The sequence below is a fragment of the Luteimonas salinilitoris genome, assembly GCF_041300785.1.
Lineage (GTDB): Bacteria > Pseudomonadota > Gammaproteobacteria > Xanthomonadales > Xanthomonadaceae > Luteimonas > Luteimonas salinilitoris.
The window spans coordinates 59,111-75,909 of the sequence record NZ_JBFWIB010000009.1 but is presented as its reverse complement, the minus strand read 5'-3'; the positions used below and the strand labels follow the sequence as shown (position 1 = coordinate 75,909).

Below are 16,799 nucleotides of genomic sequence, written 5' to 3'. Positions count from 1 at the left end.
GGGTAAGCTGTGCCGGTGATGACCAACCCCGATCCTGCCGCCGCCGACACCGCTCCTGACGCCCCCTGCAACATCGCCGCGGCGCTGCCGCGGCTTGCCGCCGAGCGCCCGCAGCAGGTCGCGATGCGCTGCCCTGGACGCGACGGCCGCTACCGGACCGAGCTGACCTATGCCGAGCTCGACACCCGCAGCGACGCCATCGCCGCGGGGCTGGCGCGGCACGGCGTTGTCCGCGGCACCCGCACCGTGGTGATGGTGCGGCCGACGCCGGAGTTCTTCCTGCTGATGTTCGCGCTGTTCAAGGCCGGCGCGGTGCCGGTGCTGGTCGATCCTGGCATCGACCGGCGCGTGCTGAAGCAATGCCTGGACGAGGCGCAACCCGAAGCCTTCATCGGCGTGCCGCTGGCGATGCTGGCGCGGGCGCTGCTGGGCTGGGCGCGATCGGCGCGGGTGCGCATCGGCACCGGGCGCCTCGCCTGGTTCGCTGATGCCACGCTGGCCCGGGTGGAGCGCGCCGGCGCCGGCGCCGGCGCGCAGCTCGCCGCCACCGATGCCGACGAGATCGCGGCGATCCTGTTCACCAGCGGCTCGACCGGCGTGCCCAAAGGCGTGGTGTACCGGCACCGGCACCTGGTCGCGCAGATCGCGATGATGCGCACCGCCTTCGGCATCGCCCCGGGCGGCGTCGACCTGCCGACGTTTCCGCCGTTCGCGCTGTTCGATCCGGCGCTGGGGCTGACCTCGGTCATTCCCGACATGGACCCGACCCGCCCGGCGCAGGCCGATGCGCGCAAGCTGCTGCGCGCGATCGAGCGCTTCGGCGTCGACCAGTTGTTCGGCTCGCCGGCACTGATGCGGGTGCTGGCCGAGCACGGCGCGCCGCTGCCCACGCTGCGACGCGTGACCTCCGCCGGTGCCCCGGTGCCGGCCGAGGTGGTCGCGACGATGCGCGAACTGCTGCCGGCCGACGCGCGGTTCTGGACCCCGTACGGCGCGACCGAGTGCCTGCCGGTGGCGGTGATCGAGGGTCGCGAGCTGATCGACCTGCGGTCGCGTACCGAGCAGGGGGCCGGCACCTGCGTCGGCCGTCCGGTGCCGCCGAACGAGGTGCGGATCATCCGCGTCGACGACGGCGCCATCGAACGCTGGTCGGACGCGCTGCCGGTCGCCGCCGGCACGGTCGGCGAGATCACCGTGGCCGGGCCGACCGCCACCGACACCTATTTCAACCGCGATGCGCAGACCCGCCTGGCGAAGATCCGCGAGGCCCTGCCGGACGGCAGCGAGCGCGTCGTCCACCGCATGGGCGATCTCGGCTACTTCGATGCCGAAGGCCGGCTGTGGTTCTGCGGCCGCAAGTCGCAGCGCGTGGTGACGGCGCAGGGCACGTTGCATACCGAGCAGGTCGAGCCGGTCTTCAACACCCATCCGGCGGTGCGTCGCACCGCGCTGGTCGGGATCGGCGCGCGTGGCGCGCAACGCCCGGTGCTGTGCGTGGAACCCTTGCCGGAGGCGCCACGCTTCGACCACGCGCGCATCGCCGACGAGCTGCACCGCATCGGCGAAGGGCATGCGCACGCGGCGCAGGTGGAGGTATTTTTGTTCCATCCCGAGTTCCCGGTCGACATCCGCCACAACGCCAAGATCGGCCGCGAAAAGCTCGCGGCCTGGGCCGCCGCGCGCCTGCGCAATGCGCCCGCACGGCACGCACCGGGACGCCCGCTATGAAGGTGCTGGTCACCGGCGGCGGCGGCTTCCTCGGCCAGGCGTTGTGCCATGGGCTGCGCGAACGCGGGCACGAGGTGGTCAGCTTCAACCGCGGCCTGTACCCGGACCTCGATGCGCTGGGCGTGCGGCAATGCCGCGGCGACCTGGCCGATCGCGATGCGGTGTTCGCCGCCGCGCGCGACGTCGATGCGATCTTCCACAACGCGGCCAAGGCCGGCGCCTGGGGCAGCTATGAAAGCTACCGGCTGCCGAACGTGGTCGGCACCCAGAACGTGATCGACGCCTGCCGCGCGCACGGCATCGGCCGCCTGGTCCATACCTCCACGCCCAGCGTCACCCATCGCGCCACGCATCCGGTCGAGGGCGGCACCGCCGACAGCGTGCCCTACGGCGAGGATTTCAAGGCGCCCTACGCCGCGACCAAGGCGATCGCCGAGCGCGCGGTGCTGGCGGCCAACGACGGCACCCTGGCCACCGTCGCGCTGCGGCCGCGGCTGATCTGGGGACCGGGCGACAACCAGCTGCTGCCGCGCCTGGTCGAGCGCGCCAGGGCCGGGCGCCTGCGTTTCGTTGGCGACGGCGGCAATCGCATCGACACGACGTACGTCGACAACGCCGCGCAGGCGCATTTCGACGCCTTCGAGCACCTCGCGCCCGGTGCCGCCTGTGCCGGACGCGCCTACTTCATCAGCAACGGCGAGCCCAAGCCGGTGCGCGAGATCGTCAACGCGCTGCTGCGCGCGGCAGGCGCGCCGGAGGTGGACAAGACCATTCCGTTCCGCGCCGCCTATGCCGTGGGGGCGATCTGCGAGGGGCTGTGGCCGCTGCTGCGCCTGTCCGGCGAGCCGCCGATGACGCGGTTCCTCGCCGAGCAGCTCGCCACCACCCATTGGTACGACATGGCGCCGGCCAGGCGCGACTTCGGCTACGTCCCGCGGGTCACGATCCACGACGGGCTCACGCGGCTGAAGGCCTCATGGCGAGCCGGCACGACCGTCACCGAATGACGACCGCGCGCGGCCGAAGATCGCGCTACGCCACTTCCGGCCGGTTCCCCCTGGGAGGTTCGAGATGCTGCGTTATGCCGTGATCTTCTTCGTCATCGCGATCATTGCGGCCGTGCTCGGCTTCAGCGGCATCGCCGGTGCCGCGACCAACATCGCCTGGATCCTGTTCGTCGTCTTCCTCATCCTGGCGGTCGTGTCGCTGATCCGCGGTCGAAGGGTCTGACGCCGCGCGTCGACCCGACGGGGCCCGCCGGCACAGGCGAGCCTTTTTTTCGCCTGCCGCACTCCCGCTCGCGATCGGGTGCCGCGGCTACAATGCGGCATGGCCGACTCCGCCTCCTCCCCGTTCGCCGCATTGAAGCCGGCTGCCGGCCGTGCCCTGGAGGCGGCGCTCGAGCGCGCGCTCGCGCTCGATCCGGAAACCCGCGCCGCGCTTTCGCGGCTGCATGGGCGCAGCATCGTGCTGCGTCTCGACAGTCCGCCGCTGGCGCTGCAGCTGACGGTCGCCGGCGAGCGGCTGCAGGTGGGGCCGGTGGACGAGGCTCGCACGCCCGACCTGGCCGTGCGCAGCACCCTCGGCGGCCTGCTGGCGCAACTGCCGGGCCTGATCGGCGGCGAACGCGACGCCGCGGCGCCGGTCGGCAGGATCCGGATCGAGGGCGATGCCGAACTGGCGCGGCAGCTGCAGCGGCTGGCGCAGCGTTTCGATCCGGACTGGGAGCGGCCGTTCGCCGCGGTGTTCGGCGACGTGCTCGGCGTGCAGGTCGCCCGCGCCTTCGCCTCGGCGCTGGGGCAGGCGCGCGCGGCCGGCAGCGGCCTGGCGCACAGCGCCGCCGAATATCTCACCGAGGAATCGCGCGACGCGGTCGGGCGCGAGGAGCTCGAGGCCTTCCTCGACGATGTCGACGCCCTGCGCGACGACGTCGAGCGCATGGCGGCACGCGTCCAGCGCCTGCGCGACGCCTCCACCGCCGGGCAGCCGCCGGAGGGCCGCGCATGAGCACGCTGGTGCGGGCCGCGCGCATCGGCCGCGTGCTGCTGCGCTACCGGCTCGACGCGCTGCTCGACGAGACGCCCGCCGAGCGCTGGCTCAAGCTGATGCGGCCGTTCGTGCCGCGCGCTGCGCGCGAGATCGAGGCGATGCCGCGCGGCGCGCGCCTGCGCATGGCGCTGCAGGAGCTCGGCCCGATCTTCGTCAAGTTCGGGCAGATCCTGTCCACCCGCCGCGACCTGGTGTCGCCGGACGTCTCCGAGGAGCTGTCGCTGCTGCAGGACCGGGTGGCGCCGTTCGACGGCGATGCCGCGCGCGCCATCGTCGAGCGCTCGCTCGATCGCGACATCGCCGACGCCTTCGCCGGATTCGATACGGTGCCGCTGGCGTCGGCGTCGATCGCGCAGGTGCACCCCGCGATCCTGCACGCGACCGAGGCCGAGCCCGAGCGCGAAGTGGTGGTCAAGGTCCTGCGTCCGGACGTCGAGAAGCAGATCGCCGCCGACATCGCGCTGCTCAAGCGCATCGCCGCGCTGGTCGACCGCACCCATCCCAACGCCGACAAGATCCGCCCGCGCGAGATCGTCGCCGAGATCGAGAACACGCTCGCCGCCGAGCTCGACCTGCAGCGCGAAGGCGCCAACGCGTCGGTACTGCGGCGCTTCTGGCTCGATTCCGACGATCTCTACGTGCCGGAGGTGATCTGGTCGCACACCGCCGATCGCGTGCTCACCCTCGAGCGCGTGCGCGGCATTCCCAGTGATGACATCGCCGCGCTGGACGCGGCCGGCATCGACCGCAAGGCGCTCGCCGCCAAGGGCGTGCGCGTGTTCTACACGCAGGTCTTCCGCGACAACTTCTTCCATGCCGACGCCCACGCCGGCAACATCTGGGTCGACCTGGAGCGCAAGGCGAACCCGCGCTTCATCGCGCTCGATTTCGGCATCATGGGCCAGCTCTCCAGCGAGGACCAGTACTACCTCGCCGAGAACTTCATGGCGATCTTCAACCGCGACTACCGCCGCATCGCCGAGCTGCACGTGCAGGCCGGGTGGATGCCGGCGCACATCCGCATCGACGAGCTGGAGGCCGCGGCGCGTTCGGTGTGCGAGCCCTACTTCACCCGGCCGCTGTCGGAGATCTCGCTGGCCGAGGTGCTGGGCAAGCTGTTCCGCACGGCCCAGCGCTACGAGCTCACCCTGCAGCCGCAGCTGATGCTGCTGCAGAAGACGCTGCTCAGCATCGAGGGCGTGGGCCGGCTGCTGGATCCGAAGCTCGACATCTGGGCGGTGGCGCGGCCGGTGCTCGAACGCATCCTGGTCGAGCGCTACAGCCCGCAGCGCCTGGCCGGCGAGTTCCGCAAGCGGCTGCCGGAGTTCATCACCCATGCGCCGGACATGCCGCGGCTGCTGCACACCTGGCTGACCCAGCAGGTCGCGGGCCAGCACGAACTGCGCCTGCGTTCGCACGACCTGGCACAACTCACCCAGGTGATGCGGGCGCTGCAGCGGCGCACGGTCGCGGCGATCCTCGGCACCGGGCTGCTGATCGCGGCGGCGGTGCTGTACGCGCTGGAAGCCGGCGGTCCGGCGCTCGTCGGCATACCGGCGGTGGCCTGGGTGGCGGGCCTCGGCGGGCTGTGGGCGCTGCTGGCCGCGTGGCCGCGGCGGTAGGTCGGCCGAGATGGATGCCATCGATGGTGAACCGACGGGCTTGTGCCGGGCGGACGCGATGACGGCAGGCCGCGATGCGGCGCGGATCGATGCTGCCGCGCCGCCGGCGCCATGCGCGACCGCGTCGGTCGGCGTGCTGTACGCCGACGAGCGGCTCGCGGTGGTGGACAAGCCCGCCGGCGTGATGGTCCACGACAGCAAGCTGGCCGGTGGCGAGGCCGAATTCCTGGTGGACCGCCTGCGCGCCCGGTTCGACCGGCCGGTGTTCCTGGCCCATCGGCTCGACCGGGCCACCAGCGGCTGCCTGTTGCTGGCCTTCGACCGCGCCACCGCCGCAGCGCTCGGCGAACAGCTGATGGCGCGCACCGTCGATAAACATTATCTGGCCGTCTGCCGGGGCTGGCCGGAGCCGGCGTTCACGATCGATCACCCGCTCGATGGCGGGCCGGGGAAACGGCAGAAGAAGCCGGCGCTCACCCGCTTCGTGCGTCTGGCCACCGCCGAACTCGAACTGCCGTCGGCCGGATTTCCGACCTCGCGCTATGCGTTGCTGCGCGCCGTTCCGGAGACCGGGCGCTTTCGCCAGATCCGCCGTCACCTCAAGCACGCCTCGCATCATCTGATCGGCGACACCAGCCATGGCGACGGCCGCCACAACCGCCATTTCCGCATGCTGGGCGTGCACCGCATGCTGCTGCATGCGCAGCGGCTGGCGTTCCTGCATCCGGCCGACGGCCGCCGCATCGCGGTCGAGGCGCCGCCGGACCCGGAGTTCGCCAAGGCGCTGGCGCTGTTCGGCACCACCGGTCCGTAGGCGCGCAGAGCGGCGCTTGCTCCGCTGCTTTCGGCTCCGGAGCCGACGCAGCCGAGCAAGCTCGGCTCTACGCGCGGCTCCGGAGGGAGCACAGCGGAGCAAGCTCGGCTCTACGCGCGGCTCCGGAGGGCGCACAGCGGAGCAAGCTCCGCTTTACGGCGATGGAGGCTATTCCGCCGCGGCCTGCTCGCGGAGGTCCTGCTCCAGTTGCTGCAGCATCGGCACGATCAGTTGCTGCACGGCGGTCATGGTGTTCTGCATCAGCTGCGGCATCTTGTCGAGCAGCTTCTGGCCGGCCGGGCTGCCATAGAACTCGATCATCGCGTCCATGTCCTCGCCGGTGAAGGTCCTGGCGTAGATGTCGCGGTACAGCGGCTCGAGCGTTTCCCAGGAGAGCGTTTCCGCGATCCGCTCGTTGGACTTGGCGATGACCGCATCGAGCTTGGCGCGATCGGCCTCGCTCATCTGCTGGCCGGCGGTGAGCTGGGCGACCATCTGCTGCTGCGAGGCCTGCACCTGCGGCAGCATCGTATCGACGGTCTCCTGTGCCCGCATCACTTCCAGCAGGCGGTCGACCTGGGCCTGGGTGGCCTGTTGCGCAAATGCCAGCGGAGCCGCCAGCAGCGTCGGCACGCGGAACATCGACTTCATCGGGGCGTCTCCCTCGGATGGAGTCCGGATGGTGGTATCTGCCCCGCAGCGCGTCAACACGGCATCGCGGACATGACTACAATCGCGCCCGGAGGTCGCATGTCGCAGCCGATGCCGCACATCCCCGAACAGGAGCTCGTCGAGCGCTTCGTGCGCGCCGGCGGTCCGGGCGGACAGAACGTCAACAAGGTCGCGACCGCGGTCGAGTTGCGCTTCGATGTCGCCCGGTCGCCGTCGCTGCCCGAGGCGGTGCGCACGCGCCTGCTGGCCAAGCGCGACCGCCGCCTCACCGACGACGGCGTGCTGGTGATCAGCGCGCAGCGCTTCCGGACCCAGGAGCGCAACCGCGAGGACGCGCGCGCGCGCCTGGAGGCGTTCATCGCCTCCGGCCTGCAGGCGCCGAAGCCGCGCATCGCCACCCGCCCGAGCCGCGCCGCCAAGCGGCGGCGCCTGGACAGCAAGCGCCAGCGCGCCGACGTCAAGCGCGGTCGCGGTTCCCCGGACCTGGAGTGAACCGCTTGGACGACGCGCAGCCGCTGATTCCCGTCGTGCCGCCCGGCGTGCCGCGGGTGCGCGCCAACGCCTTCACCCGCTGGGTCGGCCGCAGCGTGCTGCGCCTCGGCGGCTGGCGCGTGACCGGCACGATTCCCGATTGCTCGAAGCTGGTGCTGATCGTGGCCCCGCATTCGTCGAATTTGGACGGCCTGTGGGGCTTCGCCGCGAAACTGGCGATGGGGCTGGAGATCCGCGTGCTCGGCAAGCGCCAGTTGTTCTGGTGGCCGCTGGGGCCGCTGCTGCGGCGCCTGGGCGTGATCCCGATCGACCGCAGCGTGTCGCAGGGCACGGTCGGGCAGGTGGTGGAGATGATGGTGCGCGCCGACCATCTGTGGTTCGCGGTGACCCCGGAGGGCACGCGCAAGCAGGTCAAGAAATGGAAGACCGGCTTCTGGAAAATCGCCCACGCCGCGCGCGTGCCGATCCTGCCGGCCTATTTCCATTATCCGGACAAGGTCATCGGCCTCGGCGAACTGTTCCACGTCAGCGACGACGCCAACGCCGATATCGATCGCCTGCGCGAGTGGTACCGGCCGTGGATGGGCCGCAATCGTGGGACCGTTTAGCTCCCTGGTTGCAGGCTTGTACCGCTGTGGCTTCCGTGAGGCTGTGCGGAAAATCGATCAGCCGTCATCCAGCAGCGACGGCCCTGCGCCAGCGATCAGCTGCGTCGCAGCGTCGGAATCGAATCCTTCCATCTGGTATCGGCCGATCAGGAGGAGAGGCGTGCGCTGGGCGCCGAGGCGCTTTACCTCCGAAAGCGCCTGTTCCGATTGATCGACGACCTTCTCGGTATAAGCGATGCCCTGTCCGGCAAGCCAACTCTTCGCTTCCTGGCTCGCAGCGCAGGTCGACATCGTGTAAATCGTGACATCGCCCGATTTCTGCGGCACTGATGTCTTGGCAACGTGATAGGCAGGAACGGGAGACGCTTCGCCGGATCCGCCGATGTATCGGCCGACGGCTATCCCAGCCGCGGCGCAAACCGCGAGAAAAAGCAGGGGCACGACGATCTTCCAGCCGGACTTGCCTCGAATTCCCTTCATTTTCGTCTCCTGAAGTGAAGGGCCGGTTCGGCCCTTCACCGGATCGCATCAAGGCACGATGCAGCCGCAGGCGCGCCGGCAGGTGCGCCCTCCGATATTGCCTATGGAATGATGCAGCCACAGTTCCTGTAGCACTGCGTGTCGCACAAGTAATCGTCGGGAGCGCAGTTGGCTTGGCATTGCCTCAGGCACTGCCGATCACAAACCCGTGCAGCGCTGTCTTGGGTTGCAAACACGCTGAAAACCGCGCTGAGGGAAAACACCGCCGCCGCCGCAGCGGCATAATAGAGATTCCGGTTCTTTGACATGATCGCTTCCCTAATCTGCGCCTCATCGTTGAGGCGTCTCGAAGCTAAGTGCGCCATGAACGAGGTTGCACGCCGCGGCGCAGCAGCACGTTCCGGTTTTCAATCAGCGTCACGCGCCATACGTGAAGTACGTCGTATTCATCTAAACATTGCAGTCGGAAGCAGTTCGAAGGCGATTTCGCATTTCACGAGCGCCTAACGCTCCGAGTGCCCGCTGTCGTAGTAATCCCCGCGCACGAACAGGTCGGGCTTGATCAGCTCGACGAAGGCGCGCGCCTGCGGCGACAGGTACTTGCCCTTGCGCACGACCACGCCGTAGCTGCGTTGCGGGAACCAGTTGGCCAGCGAGCGCGCGGCCAGCCGTTCGCGATCGGCGTCGCTCAGGCAGATCGCGGTGACGATGCTGATGCCCATGCCCATGGCGACGTACTGCTTGATCACTTCCCAGCCGCCGACCTCGAACGCCACCGTGTACGGCACCCGCTGCTGGTGGAACACCATGTCGACCAGGCGGTAGGTGGTCAGGCGTCGCGGCGGCAGGATCAGGCCGTAGGGCGAGAGGTCCTCCAGTGCCAGGTCCCGCTTGCGCGCCAGCGGGTGATCCGGCGGCGTGATCAGCATCGGGTCGAAGCGGTAGACCGGCGCGTAGTCGAGATCGGCGGGGACGTCGAGCATCGAGCCGACCGCGAGATCCGCGGCGTCGGACCGCAGCAGGTCGAGGCCGCCGGCGCCGGTGACGTTGTGCAGGCTCAGGTGCACGTCGGGCTGCGCCCGGCGGAACGCCTCGATGATCGGTGGCAGCAGGTGCAGGATCGTGGAAGTCCCGGCGGCGATGTGCAGTTCGCCGGCATCCAGGCCGCGCAGCTGCTGCCGGAACGCGGCGGGCAGGCCGTCGATGCTTTCGACCAGCGGCCGTGCCAGCTCGTACAGCGCCTCGCCCTCGCGGGTGGGGATCAGGCGTCGGCCGCTGCGCTCGAACAGCCGCACGCCGAGATCGCGCTCCAGCGCCTGCAGCTGCAGGGTGATGGCGGGCTGGCTGACGAACAGCGCCTCGGCCGCGCGTGAGACGGAGCCCAGCCGGGCGGTCTGGCAGAACGCCCGCAAGGGCTTGAGACGGTCGCCCTTGTAGGCGAAATGCGTTGGCGCGGCGCGCTCTGCGGCCATGTCTGCCATCAATATAAATACAACTAATACTAAGCATTGAAAAAACTGTGTTGTCAAATACAGTACCCGGGCGGATGGTGGGCCTGTGCCGTAAACGCAGGAGACAACCCCCATGTCCGCCGTACTCAAGGAGCAAACCGCCGCTGGCGGGATCGTTTTCACCGCGCAGGCGCCCGAGGACCTGCTGGATCCGTCGGCGCAGGCCTTTCTCGCCGACCTGCACCGCTGCTACGAGCCGCGCCGGCGCCGCTGCCTGGCCGCGCGCCGCGAGCGCCAGGCGCGTTTCGACGCCGGTGCGCTGCCCGATTTCCGCGACGACACCCGCGCCATCCGCGAAGGCGACTGGCGGGTGGCCGGGCTGCCGTCGGCGCTGCGCGACCGCCGGGTGGAAATCACCGGGCCGGTCGATCCGAAGATGGTCATCAACGCGCTGAATTCCGGTGCCAGCTGCTACATGGCCGATTTCGAGGATTCCACCGCGCCGACCTGGAACGCGCTGCTGACCGGGCAGCGGGCGCTGCGCGAGGCCGTCGCCGGCACCCTGTCGTTCACCGGCGACACGGGCAAGCGCTACGCGCTGCGGCCGTATCCGGAGCAGGCGGTGCTGCTGGTGCGCCCGCGCGGCTGGCACCTGGACGAGAAGCACCTGCTGGTCGACGGCGAGCGCCTGTCCGCCGCGCTGTTCGACGCCGGCCTGTTCGCGTTCCACAACGCCGACGCGCTCGCCGCGAAGGATCGCGGCCCCTACTTCTACCTGCCGAAGCTGGAGTCGATGGAGGAGGCGCAGCTGTGGCAGGACGCGCTCTCGCACATCGAGGCGATGCTCGGGCTGGCGCACGGGCAGATCCGGGTCACGGTGCTGATCGAGACGCTGCCGGCGGCGTTCGAGATGGACGAGATCCTGTACGTGCTGCGCGACCGCATCGCCGGGCTCAACTGCGGGCGCTGGGACTACATCTTCTCGTACATCAAGACCTTCCGCCGCCATCGCAACCGGGTGTTGCCCGAGCGCGGCCAGGTCACGATGACCCAGCCGTTCCTCAAGGCGTACTCGGAACTGCTGATCCAGACCTGCCACCGCCGCGGCGCGCACGCGATGGGCGGCATGGCCGCGCAGATCCCGATCGCAGGCGACGAGGACGCCAATGCCCGGGCCCTTGCGCGGGTGCGCGCCGACAAGCTGCGCGAGGTCGCCGCCGGCCACGACGGCACCTGGGTCGCGCACCCGGCGCTGATCCCGGTGGCGAAGCAGATCTTCGACGAGCGCATGCCGACGCCGCACCAGCAGCACGAGCGCCGGGACGACGTGCTGGTGATCCGCGACGACCTGGTCCAGGCGCCGCCGGGCACGATCACCCGGGCCGGCTTCGAGGGCAATGTCGAGGTCTGCGTGCGCTACCTGGCGGCCTGGCTCGACGGCAACGGCTGCGTGCCGATCCACTGGCTGATGGAGGACGCCGCCACCGCCGAGATCGCACGCGCGCAGCTGTGGCAGTGGCTGCATCACGGCGACCGTGCACGCGGCGAGCGCGGCGATGGTCTGTTCCTCGACGACGGCACCGCGATCGACTGGGTGCTGTTCGAAGCGGTGCTGCTGGGCCTGCCCTCGCGGCTGGCCGGGCAGGCGCTCCCGGGCGCCGCACGCGTGCGGGAGGCGATCGCCCTGCTCGAGGAACTCACCCGCCGCGACGAGCTGGAGGATTTCCTCACCTTGCCGGCCTACGAGCGCATCGCCTGAATCGGCGACATCGGTTGCAACACCCCACAGACATCAAGGATCCCGCCATGAAGCACATCCATCCCACCGCCGAGCAGATCACCCTGGACTGGAACAACAATCCGCGTTGGGCGGGCGTCACCCGCCCGTACTCGGCCGCGGACGTCGTGCGCCTGCGCGGCACGATCGCGATCGAGCATTCGCTGGCCAGGATCGGCGCCGAGAAACTCTGGAGTTACCTGCAGACGCAGGATTTCGTCAATGCACTCGGCGCGCTCACCGGCAACCAGGCGATGCAGCAGGTCAAGGCCGGCCTGAAGGCGATCTACCTGTCGGGATGGCAGGTGGCGGCCGACGCCAACCTGGCCGGGCAGATGTATCCGGACCAGTCGCTGTATCCGGCGGACTCGGTGCCGGCGGTGGTCAAGCGCATCAACAACACGCTGCTGCGCGCCGACCAGCTGCAGCACGCCGAGCGCAGCGGTGGCGATGGCGAGCGCGACGGCATCGACTACCTGCAGCCGATCGTCGCCGACGCGGAGGCTGGGTTCGGCGGCGTGCTCAACGCCTTCGAGCTGATGAAGGGCATGATCGAGGCCGGCGCGGCCGGCGTGCACTTCGAAGACCAGCTGGCCTCGGTGAAGAAGTGCGGCCACATGGGCGGCAAGGTGCTGGTGCCCACGCGCGAGGCGGTCGACAAGCTGGCGGCCGCGCGCCTGGCCGCGGACGTAATGGGCGTGCCGACGCTGCTGATCGCGCGCACCGACGCCGAGGCCGCCGACCTGCTGACCAGCGACATCGACGACAACGACCGGCCGTTCTGCACCGGCGAGCGCACCCCGGAAGGCTTCTACAAGACCCGCAAGGGCCTGGACCAGGCGATCAGCCGCGGCCTGGCCTACGCGCCGTACGCCGACCTGATCTGGTGTGAGACCGGCAGGCCCGACCTGGAGTTCGCACGCAGGTTCGCCGAGGCGATCCACGCGAAGTATCCGGGCAAGCTGCTGGCCTACAACTGTTCGCCCAGCTTCAACTGGAAGCAGAACCTGGACGACACCACGATCGCGACCTTCCAGCGCGAGATCGCCGCCTACGGCTACAAGTTCCAGTTCATCACCCTGGCCGGCTTCCACGCGCTCAACTACTCGATGTTCCACCTGGCGCACGGCTACGCGCGCCGGCAGATGAGCGCCTTCGTCGAGCTGCAGGAAGCCGAATTCGCCGCCGCCGAGCGCGGCTTCACCGCGGTCCGGCACCAGCGCGAGGTCGGCACCGGCTATTTCGACACGGTCACCCAGACCATCCAGCGCGGGCAGTCCTCGACCACGGCCCTGGCCGGCTCCACCGAGGAGGAGCAGTTCGCCTCCAGGGCGGCATGAAAGAGCTATGCAACGGGGACCATCTTTGCCGGTGATGCGCCAGGGGGACAGCGATAGCCGATGGTTTCAGGTAACATTCAGCTGAGTTTTCAGGAAGGATGCTTGGTATGCGTGTGTTTATGGCTGCAGTTGCTATCGGAATCTGTCTTGGCGTCTCTTTCGGATCCTTGGCTCAGGAAACGATTCCCTCGTTCGATGTTCAGGAAGTCGTTGAACAGCAGCAAGAGATACGTCGCGGAGTGGAGTCGAGCGAAGTGCGATATCGCCATCTTTCCGAGCGGGAGAGACGCGATTTGCTCACGAGGCAAGGAGATCTGTTGTATCTGCTGCGGGATCGCGAGTATCAGGACCTGAGTGACAAGCAGCGCGTCGAGGCCTTCAATACGCTCGAATGGATCTCGGCGGCGGTCAACGATGACGGCGACGACAATATGGTGTGCGAAAGGGTCAAGAAGACCGGGTCCAATCGTGTCGAGCGTGTATGCATGACGGTTTCGGAGCGCGACAGGATCAGGGAAGAGTCCCGCAAAGAATTTCGTCGGCGGCGCAACCAAGGATGACGGCGTTGGCAGGATGGTGTGCGAAAGGGCCAGGAAGATCGAGGCCAATCGCATCGAGCGTTTATGTGTGGCGTCAGTGGCGCAACGTGTGTGGCGGTGGGATGCGCTGCGGCGGGCAGGGGTCGGTATTCATGTTGTGAGTGTAGAAAAGGCCCGCTGATGCGAGCCTTTCGCATTTCAAGCCGGTGTCTTCCGCGGCAGGCCGTCGTTCGGGTCGATGGCCGCCCATGCGACGTGCATGTCCCAATAGGAGTGCAGCTGCGGATCGCGATCGACCGGGGTGGTGAAGTGCGCCAGGGCGATGTGCAGCTCGCCCGGCCAGCGTTCGGAGCGGAAGAACAGCATCGTTCCGCAGCGGCTGCAGAATCCGCGTTCGGCGCCGGGCGAGGACGCGTACCAGCGCAGGCGGCCGTGCGGATCGTCGATACGGCAGCGATCCGCCCGCATGCCGACCCAGGTCACGAACGCGGCGCCGTGCGCGCGCCGGCACATGCTGCAGTGGCAATGGGCAACCCATTGGCTGGGCAGATCGGCATCGAGCCGGACGTCGCGACAGAAGCACTGTGCATGCGCGGTGGTCATGGCGATCCAGTCGTGCGGATTCACGGGCACGATAGCGCATCCGCTCCGCTGTGGGCGGCGCCCATCTGCCGATCCTGCATCGCCGACACGCTCGTACCAGAGCTATGCGCGCGATGACGACGGTTGCCATCCGTCAGCGCGTGGCCCTGGCGCCACGCCGGTCGCTGCCCGGGCGAGCGCCTTCGCGCGCGTCAGGCCGCCAGCGCCGATCGGCCGCGATCGAGTCCACGGTAGCCGAGCGCTTCGGTGAGGTGCGGCGTGGCGATGTCCGTGCTGCCGGCCAGGTCGGCGATGGTGCGTGCGACACGCAGGATGCGATGCATCGAACGTGCCGACAGCCGCAGCGATTCGATCGCGCGCTCGAGCAGCTGCTGGTCGGCCTCGCGCAGGCGGCAGACGGCCAGGGTCGCGGCCTGGTCGAGGCCGGCGTTGGTGCTGCCGGTCCGTCGTTGCTGGATGGCGCGGGCAGCCTCGACCCGGGCCAGGATCGCCGCGCTCGGCTCGCCCTCGGGCGCATCCGGGCGCAGCTGCGCTGGCGGCAGCCGCGGCACGTCGACGTGCAGATCGATGCGGTCGAGGAGCGGTCCGGAAATGCGGGCACGGTAGCGCTGGATCGCGTCCGGGCTGCAGCGGCAGCGGGCGGAGACGTCTCCGGCCCAGCCGCATGGGCAGGGGTTCATCGCCGCGACCAGCTGAAACCGGGCCTGGAATTCGCTCTGCCGCGCCGCGCGCGAAATGGTCACGCTGCCGGATTCCAACGGTTCGCGCAGCACTTCCAGCGCGCGCCGGTCCCACTCCGGCAACTCGTCGAGGAACAGCACACCGTGGTGCGCCAGCGAGATCTCGCCCGGGCGCGGCTCCGCGCCGCCGCCGACCAGCGCGGCGGCGCTGGCGGTGTGGTGCGGTGCGCGGAAGGGCCGTTCGCGCCATCGCGCCGGATCCAGGCCGCGGCCGCTGACCGAGGCGATCGCGGCCGATTCCAGCGCCTCCGCCTCGGACGCTTCCGGCAGCAGCCCGGGCAGGCGCGAGGCCAGCAGGGTCTTGCCGCAGCCGGGCGGCCCGACCAGCAGCAGGTGATGACCCCCGGCGGCGGCGATCTCCAGCGCGCGTCGCGCATGCGCCTGGCCGCGTACGTCGCGCATGTCCGGCCCGGGCATGCGGACCGTGGCCGGTGCGGTCGCCTGCGGCAGGTCGCGGCTGCCGGTGAGTTGCGCGCAGACTTCGAGCAGGGTGCGGGCATGGCGGACATCGACATCGGCAGCCAGCGCCGCCTCGGCGGCGTTGGCCTGCGGCACCACCAGCCGGCGCCCGGTCCGGGCCGCGGCGAGCGCTGCCGGCAGCGCGCCGTCGACCCCGCGCAGTTCGCCGGTCAGGCCGAGTTCGCCGATGAACTCGCAGTCGCGCAGCGCATCCAGCGGGATCTGGCCGCTGGCGGCGAGAATGCCGAGCGCGATCGGAAGGTCGAAGCGGCCGCCGTGCTTGGGCAGGTCGGCCGGGGCGAGATTGACGGTGATGCGGCGTTGCGGGAACTCGTACTGCGCGCACTGGATGGCGGCACGCACGCGGTCCTTGGCTTCGCGCACCGCGGGCTCGGGCAGCCCGACGATCGACATCGACGGCAATCCGCCGCCGAGATACACCTCGACCTGCACCGCCGGCGCCGATACCCCGGCACGCGCGCGTCCATGCACGAGTGCGAGTCCCATGGCGCCGGACTCAGTGCTGCGGCGTCTGCGTGCCGCGTTCCGGACCGGCGAGTTCCGCCTCCAGCCATTCGACCGCCTGCTCCAGCGCCTCGAGCTTCTCGCGGGTGCGCAGCAGCACCGCGCGCTGCACCTCGAATTCCTCGCGCGAGACCAGGTCCAGCTTGGTCAGCCCGGACTGCAGCACGGCCTTGAAGTTCTCCTGCAGTTCCTCGCGGCCGTCGCGCATGGCAGGCGGCACCAGGCCGCTGAGCCGTCGCGCCAGTTCGTCGATGTGGTTGAGGTCGATCATGGGACTCACTCCTGCTGCACCGTGCCCAGCATGCCGCCCGCGGCCGTGGCGCGCAGTCGGGCCGGTGCGCGTTCGGGTGTAGGAAAAATCCGACAGCCGGGGGTCGAAGGGCGGCGCATTGTAATCGGTCGTGTCCCGCGATGGGCGGTGGCGGTATGCTGCGGTGAATTCGGATGGAGACCACGTGATGAAGCTGGTCATGGCGATCATCAAGCCGTTCAAGCTCGACGACGTGCGCGAGGCGCTGGCGGAGGCCGGCGTGGCCGGCATCACCGTCACCGAGGTCAAGGGCTTCGGCCGCCAGAAGGGCCACACCGAGCTCTACCGCGGCGCCGAGTACGTGGTCGACTTCCTGCCCAAGCTCAAGCTCGAGATCGCGGTCACCGACGACCAGGCCGACGTCGTGGTCGAGGCCATCCTCAAGACCGCCAATACCGGCAAGATCGGCGATGGCAAGGTGTTCGTTTATGACCTCGAGCGCGCGGTGCGGATCCGCACGGGGGAGCTGGACGGAGACGCGCTGTAGCCCGACGTTCGCGGTTGGGCTGAGCATGAGAGGAGAAAAGGATATTGCGGGTCCGGAATGCGGCTCAAGAATGGTGATGAGAGTCAAGATTCGGCGCCGAAGG

Annotated in this window: 18 protein-coding genes; 12 read left to right on the top strand and 6 right to left on the bottom strand. The window is 69.5% G+C overall.

What is annotated here, in order from left to right; all coding sequences use genetic code 11:
• The first annotated feature begins 18 nt into the window (after positions 1-18).
• The 6 genes from oleC to AB5T46_RS13880 all read left to right on the top strand — a co-directional run bounded on the left by oleC (position 19) and on the right by AB5T46_RS13880 (position 6,213).
• Positions 19-1,728 (top strand): olefin beta-lactone synthetase, encoded by a 1,710-nt coding sequence (gene oleC, locus AB5T46_RS13905; protein ID WP_370564606.1) that lies wholly within the window; start codon positions 19-21, stop codon positions 1,726-1,728.
• Positions 1,725-2,735, top strand: a complete 1,011-nt coding sequence (oleD, locus tag AB5T46_RS13900) for a 2-alkyl-3-oxoalkanoate reductase (RefSeq protein ID WP_370564605.1) — start codon at positions 1,725-1,727, stop codon at positions 2,733-2,735. Before oleC ends, oleD begins: the two co-directional genes overlap by 4 nt.
• Positions 2,736-2,799: 64 nt before the next feature.
• Entirely contained in the window at positions 2,800-2,958 is a 159-nt protein-coding gene (locus AB5T46_RS13895) for a DUF1328 domain-containing protein (protein ID WP_370564603.1), read from the top strand.
• A 99-nt stretch (positions 2,959-3,057) separates the two neighbouring features.
• The gene (locus tag AB5T46_RS13890) at positions 3,058-3,735 is read left to right on the top strand and encodes a ubiquinone biosynthesis accessory factor UbiJ (RefSeq protein ID WP_370564601.1); all 678 of its coding nucleotides are present in this window, start codon (positions 3,058-3,060) and stop codon (positions 3,733-3,735) included.
• Entirely contained in the window at positions 3,732-5,399 is a 1,668-nt protein-coding gene (ubiB, locus tag AB5T46_RS13885; RefSeq protein WP_370564600.1) for a ubiquinone biosynthesis regulatory protein kinase UbiB, read from the top strand. Before AB5T46_RS13890 ends, ubiB begins: the two co-directional genes overlap by 4 nt.
• A gap of 58 nt (positions 5,400-5,457) precedes the next feature.
• The gene (locus tag AB5T46_RS13880; RefSeq protein ID WP_370564599.1) at positions 5,458-6,213 is read left to right on the top strand and encodes a pseudouridine synthase; all 756 of its coding nucleotides are present in this window, start codon (positions 5,458-5,460) and stop codon (positions 6,211-6,213) included.
• A 168-nt stretch (positions 6,214-6,381) separates the two neighbouring features.
• Here AB5T46_RS13880 and AB5T46_RS13875 read toward each other — a convergent pair whose 3' ends face one another.
• Complete coding sequence (locus AB5T46_RS13875) at positions 6,382-6,864, bottom strand: DUF2059 domain-containing protein (protein WP_370564598.1); 483 nt, start codon at positions 6,862-6,864, stop codon at positions 6,382-6,384.
• A gap of 99 nt (positions 6,865-6,963) precedes the next feature.
• On the opposite strand from AB5T46_RS13875, the gene arfB reads away from it, so the two are divergent.
• Together arfB and AB5T46_RS13865 are read left to right on the top strand one after the other, a co-directional pair.
• Entirely contained in the window at positions 6,964-7,377 is a 414-nt protein-coding gene (gene arfB, locus AB5T46_RS13870) for an alternative ribosome rescue aminoacyl-tRNA hydrolase ArfB (protein WP_370564597.1), read from the top strand.
• A gap of 5 nt (positions 7,378-7,382) precedes the next feature.
• On the top strand, positions 7,383-7,985 hold the full coding sequence (locus AB5T46_RS13865; protein WP_370564717.1) for a 1-acyl-sn-glycerol-3-phosphate acyltransferase: 603 nt from the start codon (positions 7,383-7,385) through the stop codon (positions 7,983-7,985).
• 57 nt (positions 7,986-8,042) lie between these two features.
• On the opposite strand, the gene AB5T46_RS13860 is transcribed toward AB5T46_RS13865, so the two are convergent.
• Both AB5T46_RS13860 and AB5T46_RS13855 read right to left on the bottom strand, forming a co-directional pair.
• On the bottom strand, positions 8,043-8,465 hold the full coding sequence (locus tag AB5T46_RS13860) for a glutaredoxin family protein (RefSeq protein WP_370564596.1): 423 nt from the start codon (positions 8,463-8,465) through the stop codon (positions 8,043-8,045).
• Between the two features lie 503 nt (positions 8,466-8,968).
• Positions 8,969-9,937 (bottom strand): LysR family transcriptional regulator, encoded by a 969-nt coding sequence (locus tag AB5T46_RS13855; protein ID WP_370564595.1) that lies wholly within the window; start codon positions 9,935-9,937, stop codon positions 8,969-8,971.
• A 112-nt stretch (positions 9,938-10,049) separates the two neighbouring features.
• On the opposite strand from AB5T46_RS13855, the gene aceB reads away from it, so the two are divergent.
• The 3 genes from aceB (at position 10,050) to AB5T46_RS13840 (ending at position 13,593) form a co-directional block, all read left to right on the top strand.
• Positions 10,050-11,675: a malate synthase A gene (aceB, locus tag AB5T46_RS13850; protein ID WP_370564593.1), complete on the top strand. Its 1,626-nt coding sequence runs from the start codon at positions 10,050-10,052 to the stop codon at positions 11,673-11,675.
• A 47-nt stretch (positions 11,676-11,722) separates the two neighbouring features.
• Entirely contained in the window at positions 11,723-13,033 is a 1,311-nt protein-coding gene (gene aceA, locus AB5T46_RS13845; protein WP_370564592.1) for an isocitrate lyase, read from the top strand.
• A 107-nt stretch (positions 13,034-13,140) separates the two neighbouring features.
• Entirely contained in the window at positions 13,141-13,593 is a 453-nt protein-coding gene (locus tag AB5T46_RS13840; protein ID WP_370564591.1) for a hypothetical protein, read from the top strand.
• A 177-nt stretch (positions 13,594-13,770) separates the two neighbouring features.
• Here AB5T46_RS13840 and AB5T46_RS13835 read toward each other — a convergent pair whose 3' ends face one another.
• The 3 genes from AB5T46_RS13835 to ubiK all read right to left on the bottom strand — a co-directional run bounded on the left by AB5T46_RS13835 (position 13,771) and on the right by ubiK (position 16,170).
• A complete protein-coding gene (locus AB5T46_RS13835; RefSeq protein ID WP_370564590.1) occupies positions 13,771-14,205 on the bottom strand; it encodes a GFA family protein in 435 nt (144 codons plus the stop codon).
• Between the two features lie 161 nt (positions 14,206-14,366).
• On the bottom strand, positions 14,367-15,881 hold the full coding sequence (locus tag AB5T46_RS13830; RefSeq protein WP_370564589.1) for a YifB family Mg chelatase-like AAA ATPase: 1,515 nt from the start codon (positions 15,879-15,881) through the stop codon (positions 14,367-14,369).
• A gap of 10 nt (positions 15,882-15,891) precedes the next feature.
• Complete coding sequence (ubiK, locus tag AB5T46_RS13825) at positions 15,892-16,170, bottom strand: ubiquinone biosynthesis accessory factor UbiK (RefSeq protein WP_370564588.1); 279 nt, start codon at positions 16,168-16,170, stop codon at positions 15,892-15,894.
• Between the two features lie 187 nt (positions 16,171-16,357).
• On the opposite strand from ubiK, the gene AB5T46_RS13820 reads away from it, so the two are divergent.
• Entirely contained in the window at positions 16,358-16,696 is a 339-nt protein-coding gene (locus AB5T46_RS13820) for a P-II family nitrogen regulator (RefSeq protein ID WP_370564587.1), read from the top strand.
• Positions 16,697-16,799 lie beyond the last annotated feature (103 nt).